The sequence below is a fragment of the Streptomyces sp. NPDC001617 genome (genome assembly GCF_053596855.1).
Window position 1 is genome coordinate 54,196 of record NZ_JBSFHA010000052.1, and the last position, 20,076, is coordinate 74,271.

Annotated in this window: 16 protein-coding genes and 1 pseudogene; 3 read left to right on the forward strand and 14 right to left on the reverse strand. The window is 68.2% G+C overall.

Annotation, left to right across the window (positions count from 1 at the left end; genetic code table 11):
- Window positions 1-131 precede the first annotated feature (131 nt).
- The 12 genes and pseudogenes from ACWC09_RS32590 to ACWC09_RS32645 form a co-directional block, all read right to left on the reverse strand.
- A complete protein-coding gene (locus ACWC09_RS32590) occupies window positions 132-2,417 on the reverse strand; it encodes a 2OG-Fe(II) oxygenase (RefSeq protein WP_450854513.1) in 2,286 nt (761 codons plus the stop codon).
- Window positions 2,418-2,651: 234 nt separating this feature from the next.
- A pseudogene (locus ACWC09_RS32595) lies at window positions 2,652-3,659 on the reverse strand (IS110 family transposase); the annotation flags it as partial.
- A 464-nt stretch (window positions 3,660-4,123) separates the two neighbouring features.
- On the reverse strand, window positions 4,124-4,498 hold the full coding sequence (locus tag ACWC09_RS32600; protein WP_450854514.1) for a hypothetical protein: 375 nt from the start codon (window positions 4,496-4,498) through the stop codon (window positions 4,124-4,126).
- Window positions 4,495-5,391 (reverse strand): alpha/beta hydrolase fold domain-containing protein, encoded by an 897-nt coding sequence (locus ACWC09_RS32605; protein ID WP_450854515.1) that lies wholly within the window; start codon window positions 5,389-5,391, stop codon window positions 4,495-4,497. Before ACWC09_RS32605 ends, ACWC09_RS32600 begins: the two co-directional genes overlap by 4 nt.
- A gap of 20 nt (window positions 5,392-5,411) precedes the next feature.
- Window positions 5,412-6,623 carry a beta-ketoacyl-[acyl-carrier-protein] synthase family protein gene (locus tag ACWC09_RS32610; protein WP_450854516.1) on the reverse strand — a complete coding sequence of 404 codons (1,212 nt, stop codon included), beginning with the start codon at window positions 6,621-6,623 and terminating at the stop codon, window positions 5,412-5,414.
- A complete protein-coding gene (locus ACWC09_RS32615) occupies window positions 6,620-7,681 on the reverse strand; it encodes a ketoacyl-ACP synthase III family protein (protein ID WP_450854517.1) in 1,062 nt (353 codons plus the stop codon). The genes ACWC09_RS32610 and ACWC09_RS32615 overlap by 4 nt, the downstream gene beginning before the upstream one ends.
- Window positions 7,682-7,722: 41 nt before the next feature.
- Window positions 7,723-8,154, reverse strand: coding sequence for a hypothetical protein (locus ACWC09_RS32620; RefSeq protein ID WP_450854518.1), 432 nt, complete (start codon window positions 8,152-8,154; stop codon window positions 7,723-7,725).
- A 14-nt stretch (window positions 8,155-8,168) separates the two neighbouring features.
- Window positions 8,169-9,617, reverse strand: coding sequence for an MFS transporter (locus ACWC09_RS32625; protein ID WP_450854519.1), 1,449 nt, complete (start codon window positions 9,615-9,617; stop codon window positions 8,169-8,171).
- A gap of 46 nt (window positions 9,618-9,663) precedes the next feature.
- A complete protein-coding gene (locus ACWC09_RS32630) occupies window positions 9,664-11,037 on the reverse strand; it encodes an aldehyde dehydrogenase family protein (protein ID WP_450854520.1) in 1,374 nt (457 codons plus the stop codon).
- Between the two features lie 2 nt (window positions 11,038-11,039).
- The gene (locus ACWC09_RS32635) at window positions 11,040-12,155 is read right to left on the reverse strand and encodes an AMP-binding protein (protein WP_450854521.1); all 1,116 of its coding nucleotides are present in this window, start codon (window positions 12,153-12,155) and stop codon (window positions 11,040-11,042) included.
- Window positions 12,156-12,207: 52 nt separating this feature from the next.
- Window positions 12,208-13,269 carry a 3-oxoacyl-[acyl-carrier-protein] synthase III C-terminal domain-containing protein gene (locus ACWC09_RS32640; protein ID WP_450854522.1) on the reverse strand — a complete coding sequence of 354 codons (1,062 nt, stop codon included), beginning with the start codon at window positions 13,267-13,269 and terminating at the stop codon, window positions 12,208-12,210.
- 45 nt (window positions 13,270-13,314) lie between these two features.
- Complete coding sequence (locus ACWC09_RS32645) at window positions 13,315-13,800, reverse strand: ester cyclase (RefSeq protein ID WP_450854523.1); 486 nt, start codon at window positions 13,798-13,800, stop codon at window positions 13,315-13,317.
- A gap of 614 nt (window positions 13,801-14,414) precedes the next feature.
- Here ACWC09_RS32645 and ACWC09_RS32650 point away from each other — a divergent pair.
- Window positions 14,415-14,990 (forward strand): TetR/AcrR family transcriptional regulator, encoded by a 576-nt coding sequence (locus tag ACWC09_RS32650; protein ID WP_450854524.1) that lies wholly within the window; start codon window positions 14,415-14,417, stop codon window positions 14,988-14,990.
- 419 nt (window positions 14,991-15,409) lie between these two features.
- On the opposite strand, the gene ACWC09_RS32655 is transcribed toward ACWC09_RS32650, so the two are convergent.
- Window positions 15,410-16,108, reverse strand: coding sequence for a 4'-phosphopantetheinyl transferase family protein (locus ACWC09_RS32655; protein WP_450854525.1), 699 nt, complete (start codon window positions 16,106-16,108; stop codon window positions 15,410-15,412).
- Window positions 16,109-16,313: 205 nt separating this feature from the next.
- Window positions 16,314-16,811 (reverse strand): PaaI family thioesterase, encoded by a 498-nt coding sequence (locus ACWC09_RS32660; protein ID WP_450854526.1) that lies wholly within the window; start codon window positions 16,809-16,811, stop codon window positions 16,314-16,316.
- Window positions 16,812-16,823: 12 nt separating this feature from the next.
- Between ACWC09_RS32660 and fabG the strand changes: the two genes are divergently transcribed.
- Entirely contained in the window at window positions 16,824-17,795 is a 972-nt protein-coding gene (gene fabG / locus ACWC09_RS32665) for a 3-oxoacyl-[acyl-carrier-protein] reductase (protein WP_450854527.1), read from the forward strand.
- 1,012 nt (window positions 17,796-18,807) lie between these two features.
- Window positions 18,808-20,067 carry an NAD(P)/FAD-dependent oxidoreductase gene (locus ACWC09_RS32670; protein WP_450854528.1) on the forward strand — a complete coding sequence of 420 codons (1,260 nt, stop codon included), beginning with the start codon at window positions 18,808-18,810 and terminating at the stop codon, window positions 20,065-20,067.
- The last annotated feature ends 9 nt before the right edge of the window (window positions 20,068-20,076 follow it).

Consider the following 20,076-nt stretch of genomic DNA (forward strand, 5'->3'; position numbering starts at 1 on the left):
CTCGGGGGCGAAGACGGTCGCCGGTGATGACTTTCCGCGCCGGTGGCAACGCCCTGGCGGTCACCTCGGTCGACGAACCGGTTCCGATGGGGCATATCCGCGCGACGAGGCCACCCGGCCGGAGGCCGCGGTCATCCGTTCCGCAGCGACATCAGCCATGCCAGGTCCGCCGCCGCCTGACTGCGGACCGTCTGCTCACGGGTGAACAGCTCCTGGGTCTTCGTCAGCACCAGCGTGTACGGGCGCCCCTGCCGCCTGGTCTGGTGGCGCACCGGCAACTCGGCCGAGTCGATCCTCGTGTGCACATGCCGTCGCCCCTCCTTCGCCAGCGGCCATTCGAGGACCTGTCGCGACCGGGAGCCGAGGAACGCGCCAAGGGCACGGCACAGCTCACAACCGCACCCGGACCATGCCACCGACCAGTCGTCGGCAGCGCGCGGCGCCCGCTCGCACACCGCGCGAAGCCGGTCCGCGCAGTGCCGCGCGATCGCGTCGAGCCCCGCCGCGCCCCACACGGAGGACGTGCTCGCCTCCGCGGCGTGGCGCAGCAGCGGCATCAGGCACTCCAGTACCGTGTCCCCGCACTCGCGCAGCGCTGCGAAAATCCCGTCCCGCAGCTCTTCATCGGCCGCCGCGAGTACGTGTCCGAGCGGCAGGGCCAGCTGCCGCAGCCGCGTACTGCGGGTCTCGGCAGGCCCGGTCGTCGTCCACAGCCGCAGACCGCTGTCCACAGCGGCCCAGACCCCGGCGGACAACAGCCGTGCCACCGCCGACGCCCGATGCTCACGAAGCTTCGCGCACAGCTCCGGCAACCGCTCGGTCCACTCGTACTGCATCGACTGGACGTGGTGCTCCGACGAGAACCAGGCGTCGACGACCCGGCGCATCCACCCGGTCCCGTACCGCTCGGCCACCGCGGCGAGTCCGTCCGCGTGCTCCGGGCCGAGCGCACGCGCCTGGAACGGCTCCAGCAGCATCGCCGCGGTCTCGGCCTCATCCAGGCCCACGGCCACCCGCAACGCGCTGTCCAGCAGGTCGGGTTGCGGACGGATGCTCTTCCAGAACGGTGCCAGGGACCGGGCCTGGCCGCGCGCCCTGCCCAGGTCGCCCCGCGCGATGCAGGCGCGCAGTTCCTCCAGGGTCCACCGCGATCCGGCCTCGCCGCGTGCCGCGAAGGCCCGCTCACGCGGCCACACGACGACCGCGGCCCGCCGGTACCACCGGTCCAGCGTGTTGCCGTAGTTGCCCATGTAGCCCTCGTACTGGGAGTCGTAGGGCGTCAGGTCCGCGTTCGCGGTGCTCGCGCACACCTCGTAGTCGTGAACCCGCAACGAGATCTCTTCGCCACCGGTGCCGTCCGGACCGGTCCACCAGCCCAGGGTGATCTCGTCGTCGACCAGCTCCTGCAGGACGTAGTCCCCGTCCTCGCCCGCATCGCCGCTCTCCTCCTCATCGTCCTCGTCATACCCGTAGTCGTCCCAGGGATCCTCCCCCTCGGGATGGGCGTCCCAGGTCTCCTTCACCTCGGCCAGGGCCAGCACCGACTCGCACCCGGCCTGCCCGGCGGTGGCGCGCAGCAGAGCGGCACGCCCCGCGTCGGCGCCCTTGAGCCGCTCCCAGCTCAGGCCGCGCTGGGTGTACTCGTGATCGAGCAGATACACGAGCCGGTTCGGCGGATCCAGCTCACGGGTGCCGTAACGCGGCTTGGCCGGCGAGCCGAAGTGCCGGCCCAGACTGTGCGCCAGCTCCGCCAGCGGCCCGGACACTTCGCCCGAAGTCCCCGGCTCAGCAAGCAGGTTGAAGGTGAGCGTCACCCGGTACCCGGAGCGGACCGGAGTGACCTGGTGCCGGCAGTCGGCATAGAAAGCGACAAGCGTCAGATCCGTCTTCGAGGCACGGTAGGCGCACTTCTGCCCGGCATGCTCGACGACCAGTTCTCCCCCCGTGTGCGCCGACGGCAGGGAGACCACCAGCGTGCCCACCATCGCGTCGTCCTTCTCCGAATCCTGGTGCGGAAGGAAGAACTGGCCCTTGCCGTACACCAGCATCGCGTGCGGCTCAGCCCGCAGCCGGGTCGCCGACGGGAGACCGAGAGCGTCCCGGAAATGCTCCAGCGCGCCGCTCAGCAGCGACACCCAGGAAGATCCGGCAAGGCTGAGCTGATCCGGCAGGATCTGCCAGGTGTCACGCACACCGGTGTCGCTCAGCGTCTGCTCGCCCCGCCCGAACAACGCCGGCCGCGCCACCGAGATCAGCCGCTTCACCTGCGGCGCCCGCAACGGAAGGCGCACTGGCCCGACCCCGGCCACCTCAAGGCCCAGGCCTGCCACCGGCGCCTCCAGCCGGGCGCTGAAGGCCCCCGCCGCGTTCGCCCCGCCGAGCAGCCCAGCCAGCCGGTCCCTCGGTGTCACCACCACACGCCTGCCCTCCGCAGCCCCCTGCGGGCCCGTCGTTCTCGGCCCGATCCTACGAACCCGACGGCACCGCCAGGACCGTAACCGTGGACGGGGCCCCGAACGAGGGACCACATCCAGGTCCCTTGAGTTGAGCCGCAGCGCCTGTCGACAGTCTGCACGGATGTGAGCGAGTACCGGTACTACGAGTTCCAGGCCATCGACCGACCGTTGACGAAGGACTTCCCAATGACGATGTCAAGTCGCTGTCGTGACGGTTGGTAGGGCTTCGTAGCACTCTCCGTCGCGGAGCATGGCCCACAAGACGTTGGCTCGTCGACGGGCCAGAGCGAGTAGGGCCTGCTTGTGTCCCTTGCCCTCGTTCCGCTTGCGTCCGTAGTAAGCCTGGGAGGCGGAGCAGGTTCGCAGGCTGTCCATTGCGGAGAGGTAGAAGGCCCGGAGCAGGCCGCGGTGATAGCGGCGGGGTCGGCGCATGTTGCCGCTGACGCGGCCGGAGTCCCGTGGCGCCGGTGAGAGGCCGGCGAAGGACGCCAGGCGGTCGGCCGTGCCGAAGGCATCCAGATTGCCACCAGTGGCGGCGATGAACTCGGCGCCGAGGAGGTTTCCCATGCCGGGCAGGCTGCGGATCACCGTCGCGTGTCGGTGTTCGTTGAAGCGGGCTTCGATAAGCGCGTCGAGTTCGGCGATCTCCTGGTCGAGAGCCTGCACGCCTTTGGCGATGCGGGCGACCATGGCAGCCGCGAGGGTCTCTCCCGGCAGCGCGGTGTGCTGGGATCTGGCCGCCTCGACGGCTGCTTCAGCAAGCGCGGCGGCACTCTTCACCTTGCGGTTCTTCAACCAGGTTCCGATGCGCCCGGCCCCGCTGCGGCGGAACGCGGCCGGCGTCTGGTAGCCGGTCAGCAGCATGACCGGACCCTTCTTGTTCAGGTTCAAGGCCCGCTCCAACGCGGGGAAAAACTCCAGCAGTTGGGCCCTCAGCCGGTTGGTCTGACACGTGCGGTCGTTGACCAGGTCGAGGCGGCGAGCGGTCAGGGTGCGCAGGTCGACGGCTATCTCGTCGCCGGGCCGCAGGAGACCGAGGTCCTGGCGCATGCGTGCCTGGTCGGCGATGACGAACGCGTGCTTCTCGTCCGTCTTGCCCTGGCCGCGGTAGGCCGTCGACGCCTGGTGCACGGCCAGGCCGGTGATGTAGACCATCGGCTGCTGGTGGTTGAGCAGGAGGCCGATGAGCAGGGCGGCGCCGCCAAAGGCGTCCGGCCACCGGCTGGCCACCGGAGGGGTCACCACTGACGACAAGGTGCGAGGTTGTCCGGGTTGTGGATCTCCCACAGCGCCCGGCTGTCGGCATCCAGGAGATTGGTCAGCAGGCGCCACAGCTTCGTGCGCCGTCGACGAGGACGACGGTGAGCCACGCCTCGACCACCCGCACCAACCCGCTCGCCCTGTCACGGTGGCGGCGCGGCAGGACTGCGGTGAGATGGAAGCCGTCGGACAGCGGACCGCGCAGAGTCGGGCGCCGCCTACGCGTGGAGCGTGACACGAAACGAGCCCAGGTCTCCTCCGTCGGCAGCACGGCCGGCCAGCATCATGCCCGGTCAACGACCACCCGGAGCCACGACACATGATCTCCGGCTGTAGTACGGGCCTCCGGCATACCGAAAACGTGATGGCCCCGGACGGCCACGGAGGCAGCACGTCCGAGCCAACGGTTACTCGGCGATGCCGCGTTGCCCCGTCACCGAGTACACCTTGCGGATTCGGTCGGCATCGTCGAACTCGAAGACATCAATTCCGCCGACGACTCGGTCCGGGCCGATGCGCAGGTTCCACAGGGACACGGCAAAGTCTGTGCTGGGATCCACGAAATTGCGGACGAGCGAGAATTCCAGATCGTTGTTCATCGACGCCCGGAAATCGCGGACGAACGTCTTCAGCTGTGTGGGATCGGTGATGTCGTCCCCGTTGTGAGTCGAGGCGTCGCGGCCGAAGTAGATCGTGAACTCCGGGGAGCAGATCTCGTCCGCGAGATCGAGCGCGCCGTTCCACATGTCGTTCCACAGATCCAGCTTCTTCAGTTCGATCATTCCTGGATACCGCCTTGCCGTGTTGATGGGTACCGTTTGCTGTCGCGCTGACGGCACAAGAACTCTGCCTCACGAATTTTCGCCGCCCGTGCGGCCGTCGACCGAATCGTGGTGAACGCATGTGCCGCCCCGGCAAAGACATCCAGTTCGGTCGATGCGTGCTCACGCCACCGCGCCTCCATCGACAGGGTCTGTGCGAGCAGTGCGTCGCCGGTGCCGACGCAGAATCGTGCGGCCGGCACACCGTTCAGCTCGGCGAGCAGCGGCGAGGCGGCCCACCGGTCCGCGGGACTGGCACCGGGCATCAGGAGCGCGAGCGCGCGGTCGAACCCGGCAGTGAGATCGAAGGCACCGTAGTTGAGCGACACCGCCGAGAAGGGTTGCCGCCCCAGGCGTTTCGGCAGTTCGATCACGGTCATGGCTGCGAGGTGTGCACCGGCGGACTCGCCTCCGATCGCCAGGAATCCCACGCCCGGACGCTCGCTGACCGCGCGGGCAACGGCGAGCACGTCATCGAGACACGCCGGGTAGCGGTGTTCGGGCGCCATCCGATAGCCGACAGAAATCACCGTCAGCGCGGTTCGATCGGCGTGCTGTTGCAGCGTCTCGTCGTGCATCGTGTGACTGCCCAGACACCACCCGCCCCCGTGCAGATGCAGGTACTCGCCACGCGAGGGCGCATCGGGGGTGAACGAACGGACAGGCACACCCTCGATCGTCAGATCTCGCGCGGCCGGCACCGTGGCGTCGTCGCCGAACCGGATCGTCGCCCGGTACTGCGCAAAGGTCATGCCCGCCGGCACGTCGTACAGCGTCGTCAGCCTCGACTTCAGCTGCTCACCGGCGCGCACTGATTCCCGCGCGTACGCGTGCCCGATGGTCGCCAGGGCCATGGACTCGTCGGAGGGGGCGGTCACCTCGCCGCCGCCAGGGCCACCGCCGAGGACTGGCTGCCCAGCGCGAACGCGAACGACAGCGCGGCCGGCAGCTCGGCGGCGCGTGCGCCGCCGAATACGGAGTCGAGCCCGCACTCGGCATCGGCCTGTGCGCTGTTGGCCGTCGGCGCGATCGTCTGCGCGTCGAGCATGGAGGCCGTTGCGGCGATGTTGACCAGCGAAGAAGCTCCGAACAAGTGCCCGAAGATCGGCTTTACCGACGTCAGCGGCACATCGGTGCGGTCGCCGAAAACGCGCCGGACCGCCCTGCTCTCGGCAACATCGTTCGACCGGGTGCCCGTGCCGTGACCGCACACATAGCCGATGTCGCCGACCGACAGGTTCGACTTCTTGATCACCCGCTCGGCGAGCGCCGCGGTCTTCTCGCCCGACAGCTCCATCGTCGTCGGGTGAGCCGCTTCGTTGGCGACGCCGGTCGCCAGCACGAACGCATAGATGTGCGCACCACGGGCCACCGCGTCGGCTTCCCGTTCGAGGACGAGGGCGACGGCGCCCTCGCCGAGGGCGGTGCCATCACGGTTGGCGTCGTAGGGACGGATCGAGTCCGCCGCCGTTGTGCCCAGGCTCAGCACCCGTGACTTCGGGTCGGTGTACACCTTCAGCAGGTCGGCGGTCAGCGGGAACTCGTGCCCCACGACGATCATGACGTCGGCCTCGTCGGACCGTAGCTCCGCCGCAGCCGACCGCAGCGCATGAGTGCCGCCGACACAGGCCGACGACACCGTGGTGACGTAGCCCTGGACGCCGGTGCGGATGGCCGCAATGCTCGCCGGTGCGCCCGGCAGACCGCCCAGCACCCGCCCGATCCCGGACGCCGAGGCGAACTCCCGCTCCCACCACTGCAGCGGGCCGCGCGATGACGAAGCGACGACACCGGCGCGGTGCGGATCGAAGTCACCGACAGCGGCGTCGGCCAACGCCTCGTCGATGCTCGCGAGCGCTGCGAGAATCTCGCGCGAGTACTTGCTCGCATGTTTCGGGTCCAGCCCCCCGACCACTGGGTCGTGGGTGAGCTGTCCCGCCATCACGGTCGGCACACCGCGGTCGTTGAACGCCGAATGCGGTGTGAGCGCCGACTCCCCGGCACGTACTCGTCCCCAGAAGTCGTCCGCGGTACGGACCCCGCCCGGCAGCGTGAACCCCATACCGGTGATCGCGAGTCGGGTCATGCCGCACGCTCCTGCGGCACCTGCAACACCGCGCAGGTGTAGGAGTAGCCGCCGCCGGCCCCGAGGACGAGCACGATGTCCCCCGGCGCGAGATCGCCCGCCGTCTCGGCCTCGGCGATGTTGGCGAGGAAGTCGCCCGCGCCGAGGTGGCCCGACGCGCTGTAGTGGCAGACGATCCGATCGCTGTACTTCTCCTCGATCGGCCCGATCATCAGCTCGCGCACCTTGTGGCTCAGCCGCGGGGCGAGCACCCTGGCTATCCGCGGATCACCCGGCGCCAACCGGGCGCGGTCCAGAGCCTTGTCCACCGCCTCGGTAATGCACTCGTGCGACACCGCGCGCAGGCGGGGCCGCCCGCCTTCGTCGGAGAACTTCGTGGTCGGCATCGCGTTGATGTACGGCGGTGCCAAAGCTGGTTGCGGGCCGAAGCCGTCGTAGTCGTCGCGGGTGCGCCACAGCTCCGGTGCGGCGACGTGCTCGATGGCCAGCAGGTGGAACGCGTCGCCGGGGGCAGGCTGCCCGACGACCGCGGCCGACGCGCCGTCGCCGTAGGCGAGCATGATGTGGCTGCGCCAGTGGTCGACGGCGGGCGCCTCGAACCGGTCCGCCGCCACGATCAGCGCGTGGGAGTGCTCGCCCAGCCGCAGCTGACCGGCCGCGAGGGAGAAGGCCATCGCTGCGCCGTTGCAGGCCTGCTGGATGCCGACCGGCGCGCACGAGCGCGGGAGATCCAGCCCCTCCGCGACGCAGTGTGCCGCGGTGAAGAAGGGATTGCCCTGGTAGTTCGTCCACGCGTAGGCCAGCAACCCGATGGCGTCGCCGGGCACCCCCGACGCCGACAGCGCCGCGCGGCCGGCGGCCACGGCCATCGCCGGCGCGGACTCGGTGTCCCACCAGCGGCTGATGTGCAGCGTCACATCACCGTGCCGGGCCGCCTGTTCGGCGGTGAGGTTCCCGGTCCGGACCTCGTCCGCGGGTGTACGCGTCTTCTCCGGGAACCAGCAGCGCGCCGCCCGGATACCGAGAATCGGCTCGGCCGTCCCTGTATGCAGTGCCATGGGCTACTCCTCGTCGGTCTGGGATGCCTGCGGGTGGGCGTTCACGTCGTCCTGGTGACGGCGCCCTGGGACCAGCACTCGGTGATCTGCAGCGACTCGTCGACCTGGAAGATGTCGACTCCGACGAAGATCGCCTCCTCGCCCGGGATGTCGACCGGCCAGTTGGTGGCTCCGGTCCAGGTCCCCGTGCCTATCCAGCGATAGGCGAAACGACGCTCGGATTCGTCGACGAACGGTCCGAAGTCCGTCGAGTACCGCAGTCCCTCGAATTTCCCGGTGAAGCCGGAAACCCATTTCGACATTTCCGCCGGCCCCGAGATCTTCGACGGGTCGATCGTGGCGCCGATGTCGGGCAAGTGCAGCACATATCCGGCCGGAGAAATGATTTCGTGGGCGACGCCAGAATCCTCGTTCCACATGCGCAGCCAGTTTTCCCAGATCTTGCGCGCGGCAGACGTGTCCAACGTGAGCATGTGACGATTCCCTTTTATTCGGCAGGAGTGGTTTGTTCAGCAGAAGTGGTAGCCGTCTTACGTGGAGCGGCCAGGGCGATGCCGGCCGCGACGACGGTGAGTACGGCGGCGGCGATCCACGCGTCGCGCAGGGCCGGCACCGGCGACGTCCCGTCGCTGTTGGCGCTGTCGTGGATGACGAGCAGCAGGGCGACACCGATCGCGATGCCCATCTGCTTGGCCATCGTGTGCACGGCCGAGCCAGAGGCGTAGAAGGCCTGCGGGATGGCTGTGGACACCTGTCCGGCGAATGCCGCCATCGCCACGATCGTGCCGATGGAGGTGAGCATGGAACCGGGCATGACCGCCAGCACGTAGGGCAGGTCCGTCGGGGCCGTGACCGTCCACCAGGCCATGCCCAGGCCGAGGACGACGCAGCCGAGCGCCGCGGTGCGGGCCAGGCCGATGCTCTTCGCCATCCGCCCCGTGAGGATGGCGAAGATCGGCATCAGCACGGTCCCCGGCGCGATGGCCAGACCGGTCTCGATCGCGGAGTAGCCGCGTACGTTCTGGGTCCAGAGAACGACCGAGAGCAGCATCACCGCGAAGGCCGCGCTGTAGACGAACGCCGCGATGTTCGTCCGGACGTAGACGGGCAGCGCGAGCAGTTCGCGCGGGACTACCGGCGACACGTGCCGCAGGTTCCGGACGATGGCGACGACGAGCAGCACCACCGCGCAGGCGAACGCCGAGAGCGTGGTCGCCGAGCCCCATCCGGCATCCGGCGCCTCGACCAGGGCGAAGACGAGCGCACCGACGAAGAGAGCGACGGCCAGCGCACCGAGCAGGTCCGGGCTCGGCGCCGAGGAACGCTGTGCCGAGGCGGGCAGCACGCGCAACCCGACGACCGTGGCCAGGGCGCCGATCGGCACGTTGATCAGGAAGATCAGCCGCCAGTCGTACTGGACGAGCAGGCCGCCGACGATCGGTGCCATGGCCGCGGCGATCCCGCCGGCCGCCGTCCAGCTGCGGATCGCACGCTGCTGCAGCTCAGGTGGGTTCACCTGCAGCAGCAGGCCCATGGACGTCGGAGTGAGGGCGGCGGCACCGAGCGCCTGCAGGGCCCGCGCCGCGATCAGTACCGGCAGGCTCGGCGCGAACGCGCACAATGCGCTGGCCAGGGTGAAGAGCATCAGCCCGCCGAGGAACGTCTGCTTGCGGCCGAGATGATCGGCCAGCCGGCCGGCCGGGATCAGCGCGGCGGCGTAGAGAATCGTGTATGCGTTCAGCGTCCAGCTGAGGACGGCATTGCTGTAGCCGGGGAACTCGTGCTCGATCGCCGGGAAAGCGACGTTCACGATCATCATGTCGAGGCTTGTCAGCACGAATCCGCAGCACAGAACGGCGAAGACAATCGCTCGGCGGCGGTCGGCCGCCTTGTCCACCGGGGCGGTAGTGGCGAGGACGGGCGTGTCGGCGCTCATGATCGGTTCTTTCGGTTGTGGGGGTGGTTCTTCTAGCGCGGCCAGGTCATCGGATGACGCCCTTGGTTCTCATCAGGTGCTCGGACAGGTAGCCGTCGTGCGGCACCCCCGGTTTCATCCACGTCGTGGTGTGGGCGCCGATGTAGACGTTGGTGATGCTCGGCTCGTCGAGCAGTTGCTGCGCGAACTCCATGTCCTCGGTGATCGCGGCGACGACCAGCGAGGAGGTCAGCGGCGCGATCCCGTCGGCACGGCTGAACGGCGCGATCCAGACGCACGCGAAGGGCAGTTCCACGCCCAGCACCGGGGACTTGGCGTCGGGCGCGACCCGGACGACCGGGTGCAGTACCGCGGTTCCCGGCCGGACCGTCTCCACGATGTCGTCCCGACCGAAGCTGGTCGTGCCCGCGCCGACCCGCTCGACGTGGTCGGCAAGCTGTCGGGCCGTCGCCTGCGGCAGCTCGGTGCGGTGCTTGCCGGCCTCCAGTTCGGCGAGCCGGTCGGCCAGGGCGGAGGCGAAGGCGTTCGCCTCCGCCGCATCGCCTTCGACGAGCACCGCGGTGGTGCAAGTGCAGGCGGCGCCGCCGAGGCTCGCGACCGAGGCGGCGACGGTGTCCAGGTGGTCACGCCAGTCGACGTCATCGGTGACGACCGTCTTCGAGCGCCCCGGCCCCTGGGTGAGCACCGCCGGGTTCGCGGCGTACTTGTCCACGACGGCCTGTCCGCCGTAGACCAGCGCCCGGTCGGCGTGCTCGATGAGCACGTCGGCGACGTCGTGGTCGGTGGGCAGCAGGGCCACGTGCGAGGTGAATCCCGCTTCCCGGAACGCGCGCACGAGCCGCTGCGGAGTGAACGGCTCGCGGCTCGACGGCCGGACCGCCACCGAGTAGCCGAGCGCCAGCGCGCTGGGCCACAGAGCGTGTACGCCCGGGGTGTTGCCGGAGGCGTGGACCGCGAGCGTCCTGCCCTGGCGGGCCCAGTACGCCGCGCCCTCCCGCACCCGGGGGTCGTCGATGTCGGTGACCGCGCCCCGCGGTATCTCCTGAGCCAGCGTGTCCGGCAACGCGCGCAGGGTCCGGGCGATGGCGGCGATCGAGGCGTGCGCGATCGCGCGCGGCACACCGGCGCAAAGGCTCACCAGATCGAGGTAGTCGTCGATCGACTGCCCCTCGACCACGGCGTTCTCGAATAGATCCGCCGCTTTGGCGAGCATCTCCAGCCGTGTCGCGTACGGCAGCACCGGGGCCTGGGACAGCCGGGCGAACGCGCGGGCGACATAGAGCCGGGGAACCTCGGACAGGGCACCGATCTCACGTCCGTCCGGCAGGCGGAGCGGCTTGCTCGCCCGGGCCCGGTACTCGCCCGCGTCGGTGATGGCGTCGACGTGGGCGAACACCAGCGCGTCTTCGGGGGCGCTCATCGTCAGTAGACCCCTTCGGTGATGGCCGTGCCGTCGAAGGTCTGCACCGGCGCGACATCGGCGACCGCGTCGCCGATGTGGCCCTCCTCGGCCTCTACCCGTACCGCGGTGTCGCGTTCCAGGTTGTTGGGGATGAGCGCGAACTTGGTGATGTGGTTCATCACGATCTGCCCGCGCTCGCCATAGGGCACCGGGCGGCCGGTTTCCGGGTCGACGACCCGGAAGAACACGTACGGGGAGAACGGGTCGAAGGTCGCCAGGCCGGAGGGCTGCTCCTCCTTCCGCTCCACCGAGACGCTGAGGATCGTCGTGCTGCCGTAGCCGCCGACGATCGGGATGCCGGGGAACACCTCCTCGCGCAGGATGGCGCGGGTGTCCGGATCCATGTGCGCCCCGCCCCAGGCGATGCGCTTGACCTTTGAGCGGACGAGCTCGACGAGCTCGGGGCGTTCGGCGATCTTCGTCAGCAGGATCGGGATGGTCTGGATCATGCCGATGTCCTGGGTCGCCAGGATGTCGGCCGTCTGGTCGACGAGGTGGTCGACATAGGCGCGCAGTTCGTCGGTCTGACCGCGCTCGATGAGCTTCTTGACCCACCGCGGGTCGATGTCGATCGTGAACCGCTTGCCACCCAGCGCATGCGACTGCCGGACCGTGACCTCGCCGATCATGTGCGGGCCGGACGGCGTCGTGGCCAGCAGGTTGATGCCCGAGCCGCCGAGGCCCGACGCGGCCTTGCGGCCCGCCCAGGCAAGGTACCGGGTGAACCAGTCCTCGAACATGATGAACCGCTTGGGCCGGCCCGTCGTGCCGCCGCTCTCGAAGATGGCCGCGATCTTCGGCGAGTCGCCGAGGCCGCGCGGAACCAGTTCCTCGGCGGCAACGTCGCGGAACTCGTCGATGAGGTTGGGGAAGAGCGCGAGATCATCGACGGACTTCACGTCGGTGAGGGGGTCGAAGGCCAGGGCGGCCTTGCGCTTCAGCCAGAACGGCGACCCCGTCTCGGGCCCGAAGTGCCACTGCATGAGCGTGCGCACGTATGCGTCGGCATCAGTGACGGTCCGCTGCAGCGGATCGACATCCAGAATCGACCAGTCGCGCGCGCCGGGGTCAGACATCGGTGGGTCCTTTCGAGGTGAAGATGCATTGCTGGACAGGAAGGGTGAGCGGTCAGGTCCGTGGGGCGGAGCCCACTTTCTGCACGAGCGCCGCCGACCAGGTGAACCCGCCTCCACCACCGATGACGAGCGCGTACTGTCCGTCGGCGACGAGGTCGGTGCGCCGCAGGTGATCCAGGTTCGCGAGGAAGTCGCCCGCACCCAGATGTCCGGTCATGTCGCGCTCACAGTGCAGCGTCGGCACCAGCCGAGGATCGATCGCCTCGGAGTACATGAGGTCGAGCACCTTGGGGCTCAGCCGGGGGAGCATCGTCGCCGCCACGTCGGCGGTGCCGACACCGGCCAGGTCGATGACGCCTGCGACGAGTTCGCCGATCGTCTTGAGCGCGGCGTCGCGGAATTCGGCGGTCCCGCCGGAACGCTCGAAGAAGGCGCGTTTGGTGGCCTTCACGTCGATGGCCTCCCGCAACTCGTGGGGGGTGGTGCCAAAGGCGTCGCCCTCGCGGTACATGGCTTCGAACTGCGGCCGGGCACGCGAGTCCAGTGCGACGACCCGCAGGGCGGGCACACTCGTGTCGCCGAGCTCCGGGGACAGGATCACGCAGGTGGCGCCGTCGCCGTACACGGTGTCGTAGTCGCTGCCCCACCGGTCGAAGCCGTTGCCACCGAACGCGTCCGCCGTGGTGGCCACGCTCAGGACCGGCTCGCCGGAGACCGCGTACCGAACCCGCTCGACGCCGATGCCCAGCGCCGCAGCGCCGCCGTTGCACATCTGCTCGATGGACATCGGAACGCAACTGTCGAATCCGGCTTCGTTGGCGATGAAATGCGCGGGTGACCAGAAGTCGTGCCCCTGGTAGTAGGTGTGGCCGTGCAGCAGGTGACCGACGCGGTCGGGCTCGATACCCGCCTCGGCAGCAGCGGCACGAGCGGCGGCCGCGGCGAGTACCGGCGCCGGTCCGCCACCGACGTGCACGCTCGTCACTCCCAGCTGTTCACGCTCCTGCTCGGTGATCCGCCCCGAGCGCACAGCCTCGGCGGCGGACTCCACCGCGGGTGGCAGCACGACGGCACTGCCGATCACGAAAGCGCTCGACTCAGCCGGCGACCGCATGTAACGGCTCCTGTCGTGTGTCGGCGACGATGGTCGTCCTCCTCATCAGGACCGAGCTCCCGCCGGGATCATCGCGCCGAGCTGGCCGTACAGGTCGAGTTGGTCGTCGGTGAGCCAGTACTCGGCGATGCGCCGGTTCTCGAGCCGCAGGATGTCGACGCCGCAGATCGAGACCTCGGTGCCCGCGGCCGCCGTGGCCGTCGCGGGAACACCGCCCTGCCACGTCCCGGTGAAACGCCAGCGCGCCACGACGAGTTCGTCACCGACGAGCCACGGCCCGAGTTCGGCGGCGAACCGCGCGCCGGGGCGATAGCAGCTCCGGAATCCCTCGATCCAACGCGTGACGTCGTCGCGGGTCGTCAACGACGCCGAGGGCGGCATCCCGAAGGTCGGCAGGTGCACGGTCACGTCGTCGGCGATGAACTCGGCCGGGTCCTGCCCGCCGGTGCCGTTCCACAGACCGGTCCAGGAATCCCAGATCTCCTGCCCGACGTCGGTTGACGGGTTGCCTGCCAAAGATGTTGTTCGCATCGTCCTTCTCCTTCGGTGTCGGCGGCCAGAATCATCGCCGCGCGCCGCCGTCGGACTCGATCGAGGTGAAAATGGCGCAGTTGGCCCGCATGAGCTGGTGCGGCGCCTCATCGCCGTGCCGTTTACGAGCGTGAAGTCATCCTTGCCGCGGCCCAGTTGGTCGCGGCCGTATCCGATCGCACAGACGCCGGGCCATCGGGACCCAGGCGGGACGACGACTCGCCGCCCAGCAGGACTGACTATAGCCCCGCCCGACACCCTCCACAACCCTTAAGTAAGTAGACACATACCACTGCCTAGGCGTCACCTACATCGCTTTGACCTGCTAAAACTTGACCTTCCACGAAGTTTTGGAATCCTCGCCAGGCCGGAGTAGTTAGTGGTAGCTTCCGACTGGTGACGCCATCGCCACGAGGGAAGCGCCCTGGCAGTGAAGGCATCACAGGCGGGTACAGGAAGGCGCGCGGGTCGAGCAGTTGCCCCGCTCCACCAGTCCAAACGCCCCACCGTGCACCGGGAACGACAACGCGAACTCCACAACGCCCGTGATCCGTTACGAACTCCTGGAATGAGAAACCCTCCGTGTGACATAATGAACCATGCAAAAAATCCGCATGTCAGCAGCACAGCGACGAGCACAGATTCTCGATATCGCCATGTTGGAGTTCTCCCGAACCGGGCTCTTCGGCACCTCTGCCGAAGTGATCGCCAGGGCAGCGGGTGTTACACAGCCGTACATTTTCCGGCTGTTCGGCAGCAAGACCAAATTGTTCACCGAATGCGTTCGCATTTCATTTGCGCAATCGACGGCACGAATGCTGGATGCGGCCGAGGGCCTGTCCGGGGTCAACGCGCTCATCGCGATGGGTAATCAGTACCGATCGAACCTGGAGAACAATCCCGATGTGCTGATCCAGACCCAGGCTTTCGCCGCATGCGCCCACGACGAGGTGCGCGAGGCCGTCCGAGAGGCTTACGGCGATCAGTGGCGCCAACTGGCCGAGCAGGCTGGCGTGACCCCCGTGCAAATGAAGATCTACATGGCACTGGGCCTGCTGCTGAACGACCTGACGATGATCGACGCCAGGACGTCGGCGAGCATCGACGAGCAGTGGGTGCACGATGCCTACACCGTCATCGACGCCTCTGTCTATTCCGCTTTGGGGACGCTGAACAGCACCGGCATATAACCGCACAACCGCGCGCAGGGTTGCCAGCAGCCGTTTCGCCTCGACCTGTGCGTGGGCCAGGAATATGCCATGAACCGACTGTGTACCCGCCGGACTGGCTGACCTCCCATCCGAATTCGCCCCGCATTCTTCGAGAATTAGACGTCGCCGCCATGGCCTGGAGTTCGATTCGAGGTCGGCAGCAGCGACAGTGCGAATGCGCCGGGCGCCCAGCGAGGGTCGCGCGTAAACGAACCCGGCGCAAAAACGGATGTCGCGATGACGAAGCCGTTGCCGAAGTAAATGAGAATTCCTCTGCCGCCGCAGGAGTAGAGCCTGCGCTCGCGCCGGTCGAAGTTACCGGGAAGCACCTGCGACGGCTTCGCATGCGCAATCGACCCAGGATCTACGCGAGGGCCAGGACCTGCCCCTGAGGCCGACTACGGATGGCCCCAGTGCCGTTGAGGCTCGGAGGACGGCCGGCGCGGCCGCGGGACGGCGAGCGCGACAAGGAGAAGGTCCTCCCGCACCAGCCAGCGGCCTCGGAGTGTCGGGACCGTTCGGCCCCCCGGCGTCAGCGAGATCGCTGCAACCAGTGTGCCCTCCGGGTTGACCACAATCTCCACGTCGCCGCTGTTGAGTGGCTGTCCGGTCAGGGTGTACCAGGCTTTGTACGCCGCTTCCTTGGCGCAGAAGAGGAGTCGGGTCCAGGCGACGGAGGGTCGCACCGTGTCCAACTCCCTTGCACGCTCGACCTCGGGAGGCAGGAGCACCAATCGCCGGGTCCCGGCGGGAAGCGGTGCGTTGGGCTCGGCATCGATGCCGAGGGAAGCAATGTCCTGCCTGAGTGCCACGGCGCTTGCCCGGTAGCCGGTGCAGTGGGTCATGCTTCCCACCACACCAGCAGGCCAGAGGGGTGCGCCTGTCTGGTCCGGGAGAAGTGCGGCAGGGGGAAGGCCGAGCGCCGCGAGTGCCTGCCGCGCGCCGTGCCGGACCGCCGCGAACTCCTGTCGGCGCCGCACGCCGGCGTGCGAGATGACTTCCGACTCCTGTGGCAGCAAGGCCTCGAGGGCGACCTCGTCCTGCTCTCCGAAGGATTCCGCGCCCCTGGCACCGGCCGGCAGCACTTCAGAGATCATTCCTCGGTCTCCGTCCCCCTCCGCTTGCCCGAGATACCGCTCGGCCGGCCCACCCTGGCCGAAGCCCTTTGCACGGGACAGCGCTTGGAGTCTGCCGGAGAACTCCGCGGCCCAGCTCGCGATGATCTCAGAGGCGATCAGAGGTCCTTGCTCGGCATGTCCAGCCGGCGGGATCACAGGTGCGGTCCGATTTCATGGCTCGTGGTCATCTCAGTTCAGTTCGCCTCGGGCCGGGGCGCGGTTTGAGCATGCAGCTGACCCTGCATGAGCACAGGAGCCGTCCTTTCTCATCAGTGAGCTCGACGTTGTAGGTGGCCATGGAGGAGCCGAGGTGGACGGCCTGAGCACTGCCGCGCACCGTTCCGTTGCGGGCCGAGCGGTGGTGCGTCGCACTGACCTCCACGCCCACGGCGATGCGGCGGGTGCCCGCGTACATGGCCGCGGCTGTGGACGCCAGCGTCTCGGCGAAGGCGATCGACGCGCCGCCGTGCAGCAGTCCCTGCGGCTGTGTGTTGCCCTCTACCGGCATCGTGCCGACGACCAGTTGAGCGGAGGCCTCCTCCAGCCGGATGCCCAGCTTCCAGTACAGGCCGCCGGCCCCGAGCCCGGCCTCGCGCATGAGCGTGCCGAGGTCGTCCGGCAGGTCGTCCGGCAGGACCTCGGCCCTGAGTTTGAATTCTTCGATCCCGATGGGCTGTGTCATCGCGGAGTCTCCTTGCAGCAGGGCGCAGCAGGCGCGTTCATGAGCACAGATCCGCAGATGGCTGACGTGGATACAGCAGCTGTGGGTCTGTTTCTCGGCAGGCGGGCTGAATCGCGCCCCGCACGGCTGACCGCACCGCGCCGCGGCGGCAACGTATCTCCCGGCGGAGGTCGGCGCTCTGTGAAGGTGGGCGTGCTTGCGCATCGTCCTGCAACTGTCATCCACAGGACTGGGAGAGTCGCGATGCCTCAGCGAAAAGTAGCCGTGGTCACGGGTGGGTCACGCGGCATTGGTGCCGCCGTGGCTCTGCGTCTGGCCGCGGACGGCTATGACGTGGCGTTCTGCTACCACTCGAACCGCGAGGCGGGCGAGCACGTCGCCGAGCAGCTGCGACAGCAAGGAGCCGGCGTCTATCACGACGCGTGCGATGTCACCGACACCGAAGCGGCTGCGGCGTTTCTGGCGAAAACGGAGGCCGAACTCGGCCCGGTGAGCGCACTGGTCAACTCGGCGGGCATCGTCCGGGACAACCCGATGGTGCTCATGCCGTCGTCGGACTGGCGGTCGGTGATCGACACGAACCTCAGCGGCACCTTCAACTTCTGCAAGCCTGCCGCGTTCACCATGATGAAGCGCAGGTCGGGAGTGATCGTCAACATGTCCTCCGTGGCGGGTGTGTTCGGCCACGCCAGGCAGACCAACTACTCGGCAGCGAAGGCCGGCGTGATCGGCATGAGCAAGGCGCTGGCGAAGGAGGTCGCGCGAAGTGGCATCCGTGTCAACGTCGTTGCTCCGGGGTTCATCGAGACCGACATGACAGCCGGCCTCACGGACAAGGCCCGCCAGGAGGCGCTCAGCAGCGTTCCGTTGGGCCGGTTCGGTACGCCCGAGTCGGTTGCGGAGATCACCGCCTTCCTGCTCTCCGACCGGGCCGACTACATCACCGGGCAGACGTTCCAGGTCGATGGGGGGATCGCTTTGTGAGCACGGCCCCACGTCGGCTCGGCACCGATGAAGCCGGGGGTACTGATGTCTCCTGATCAGCCTGCCGGCCCGGCGGACGAGGACCTGTTGGCGGCGTTGGTGCGGGCATCGGGAACAGTTCCCGAAGCCCTGAGGCAATCCGCCTACGACGCCGTCAGACTGTTCGACCAGGCAGAGGGCGACGTCGCAGAGGTCGCGCACTGACGCCCCCGCGTGTTCAGCAGTTTGTGCGCCGCCTCGTGTCCCTCACTCACGAGGCGGTGTCACCGCCGACACTGCCACTCGCCGCGGCGCCGCCGGCCGACGCGGACTGCGGCATGCCGCAGTCCGCTTGCTTGGCGCAGTGCACCAAGCGCGGCACGAAAACCGGCTGTTCTTTCACTCGGTAATACTCGCTCATGACTAACCCTTGACAAGCAGGTAGGTACCTCAAATTCGCCTTGACACCCGAGAAGGCGACTAGCTAGGCTCAGCTAGGGAAGTAGTTAACACCTACTAAATTTCACGGCACGGGGGCATAGCACAATGCGCGGATATCCGCACAGAACACCCGCCGAAGTTTTCATCTCGGACGCAGGCGCCAGCGCGGCCACAAGGCCCCTGAACACGCCTCATGCACCGTGGGCCCAGGCCTGCAGGAACGCCCGACAGTACCCCGGCCGGCACTGAGCGGAACTCCTCATTCCATTCACCGGGGCCAGTTCACGCAATAATTTTGTGTTACACGCCCCGTCGACCGACTCCATTACTTGACAATGTAGTCAAGCTGGACGATCAGTATTCCACCAGCACCGCTGAACGCCTATCGGCGTGGCCATCGCGGATATGGACCGGCACGCATTTCAGTGTGCCCAACGCTGTGCCCAACCGCCCGACTCGGCTGCTTCGCGCAGCCGGATGCGCCCGCCGATTGCGAGCGGCTGTCTGCCCGCCCGGTGGCTGACATCAGCCAAGGCCTCGCACGGCCTGTGTCAGCCATGGCCTTCTCACGCATGTCCCACAGAGGGGAATCATGAGCGAGTCGTACGACGTCATCGTGAACGGAGCGAGCATCGCGGGGTGCACGGCAGCAGTCCTGTACGCCCGGCGCGGGGCCAGAGTAGCCCTCCTGGAACGCCGCTCCGACATGTCCGCCTACAAGGTGCTGTGCACGCACTACATCCAGGCCTGCGGGTACCCCGTGCTGGCGGAACTCGGAGTGACCGAAGAGCTGGAAGCTGCGGGCGCGGTCCCCAATTCGGCTCGTTACTGGACCCGTTGGGGCTGGATACGGCCCGAGCGTGATCCTCGGCAGCGGAGTCTGCCCTACGGGTACAACGTCCGGCGCCAGACCCTGGACCCGATCCTGCGACGACTTGCACAGGGCACCGCCGGAGTCGACCTGTTCCTGGGGCACACCGTCGACGGCCTGCTCACCGAGAGCGACAAGGTGGCCGGGGTCACCGCGTCGGTGAGCGGCGAGCGACGGGAGTTCCGCGCCCGGCTGGTCGTCGGTGCCGACGGGAAGGACTCAGCGATCGGCAAGTTCGCCGGGGCCGCCACCAAGACCGTCGACAACGAGCGCTTCAGCTATTTCGCCCATTTCAAAGGACTTCCGCGCCCTGCGGGCGACATGACGCTGTCGTGGTTCCGCGAGCCCGACGTCGCCTACGCGATGCCGAACGACGGAGACATCACGCTCGTCGCGTGCATCCCGTCCAAGGCGAAGCTCCCGCAGTTCAAGGCCGATCTGGAGGGCTCCTACCGCGCCTTCGTGAAGTCTCTTCCCGAGGCACCCGACCTGGACCAGGGCGAGCTCGTCGGCAAGATCGTGGGAACTGTCAACTACCCTCTGATCGTTCGTGAACCCGTCGGTCCGGGCTGGGCGCTGATCGGCGATGCCGCGCTCACCAGTGACCCCCTGTGGGGGGTCGGCTGCGGCTGGGCACTGCAGAGCGCGCAGTGGCTGGTTGCCTCGACATCGGCCGCTGCGCAAGGGTCCGGGGACCTTGACCGGTCCTTGGCCGCTTACCGCAGCCGCCGCTCGAAGCTCAAGGGCTATCAGTTCCTGATCTCCGACTACGCATCGAGCCGGCCGTTCAACCCCGTCGAGAAGCTGATGTTCTCGGCGGCTGCGCGCGACCCGAAGATGGCCCGGCACTTCCACAGCTTCGGCTCACGCCTCATCGGAACCGGAGCGTTCCTCTCACCGTCCTCGATCGCCAAGGCGACCCTGGTGAACCTCCGCCACCGGCTGCGGCCCGCCTCAGGGCTGCACGCCGGCGGCGCGTGATGCCTCGCC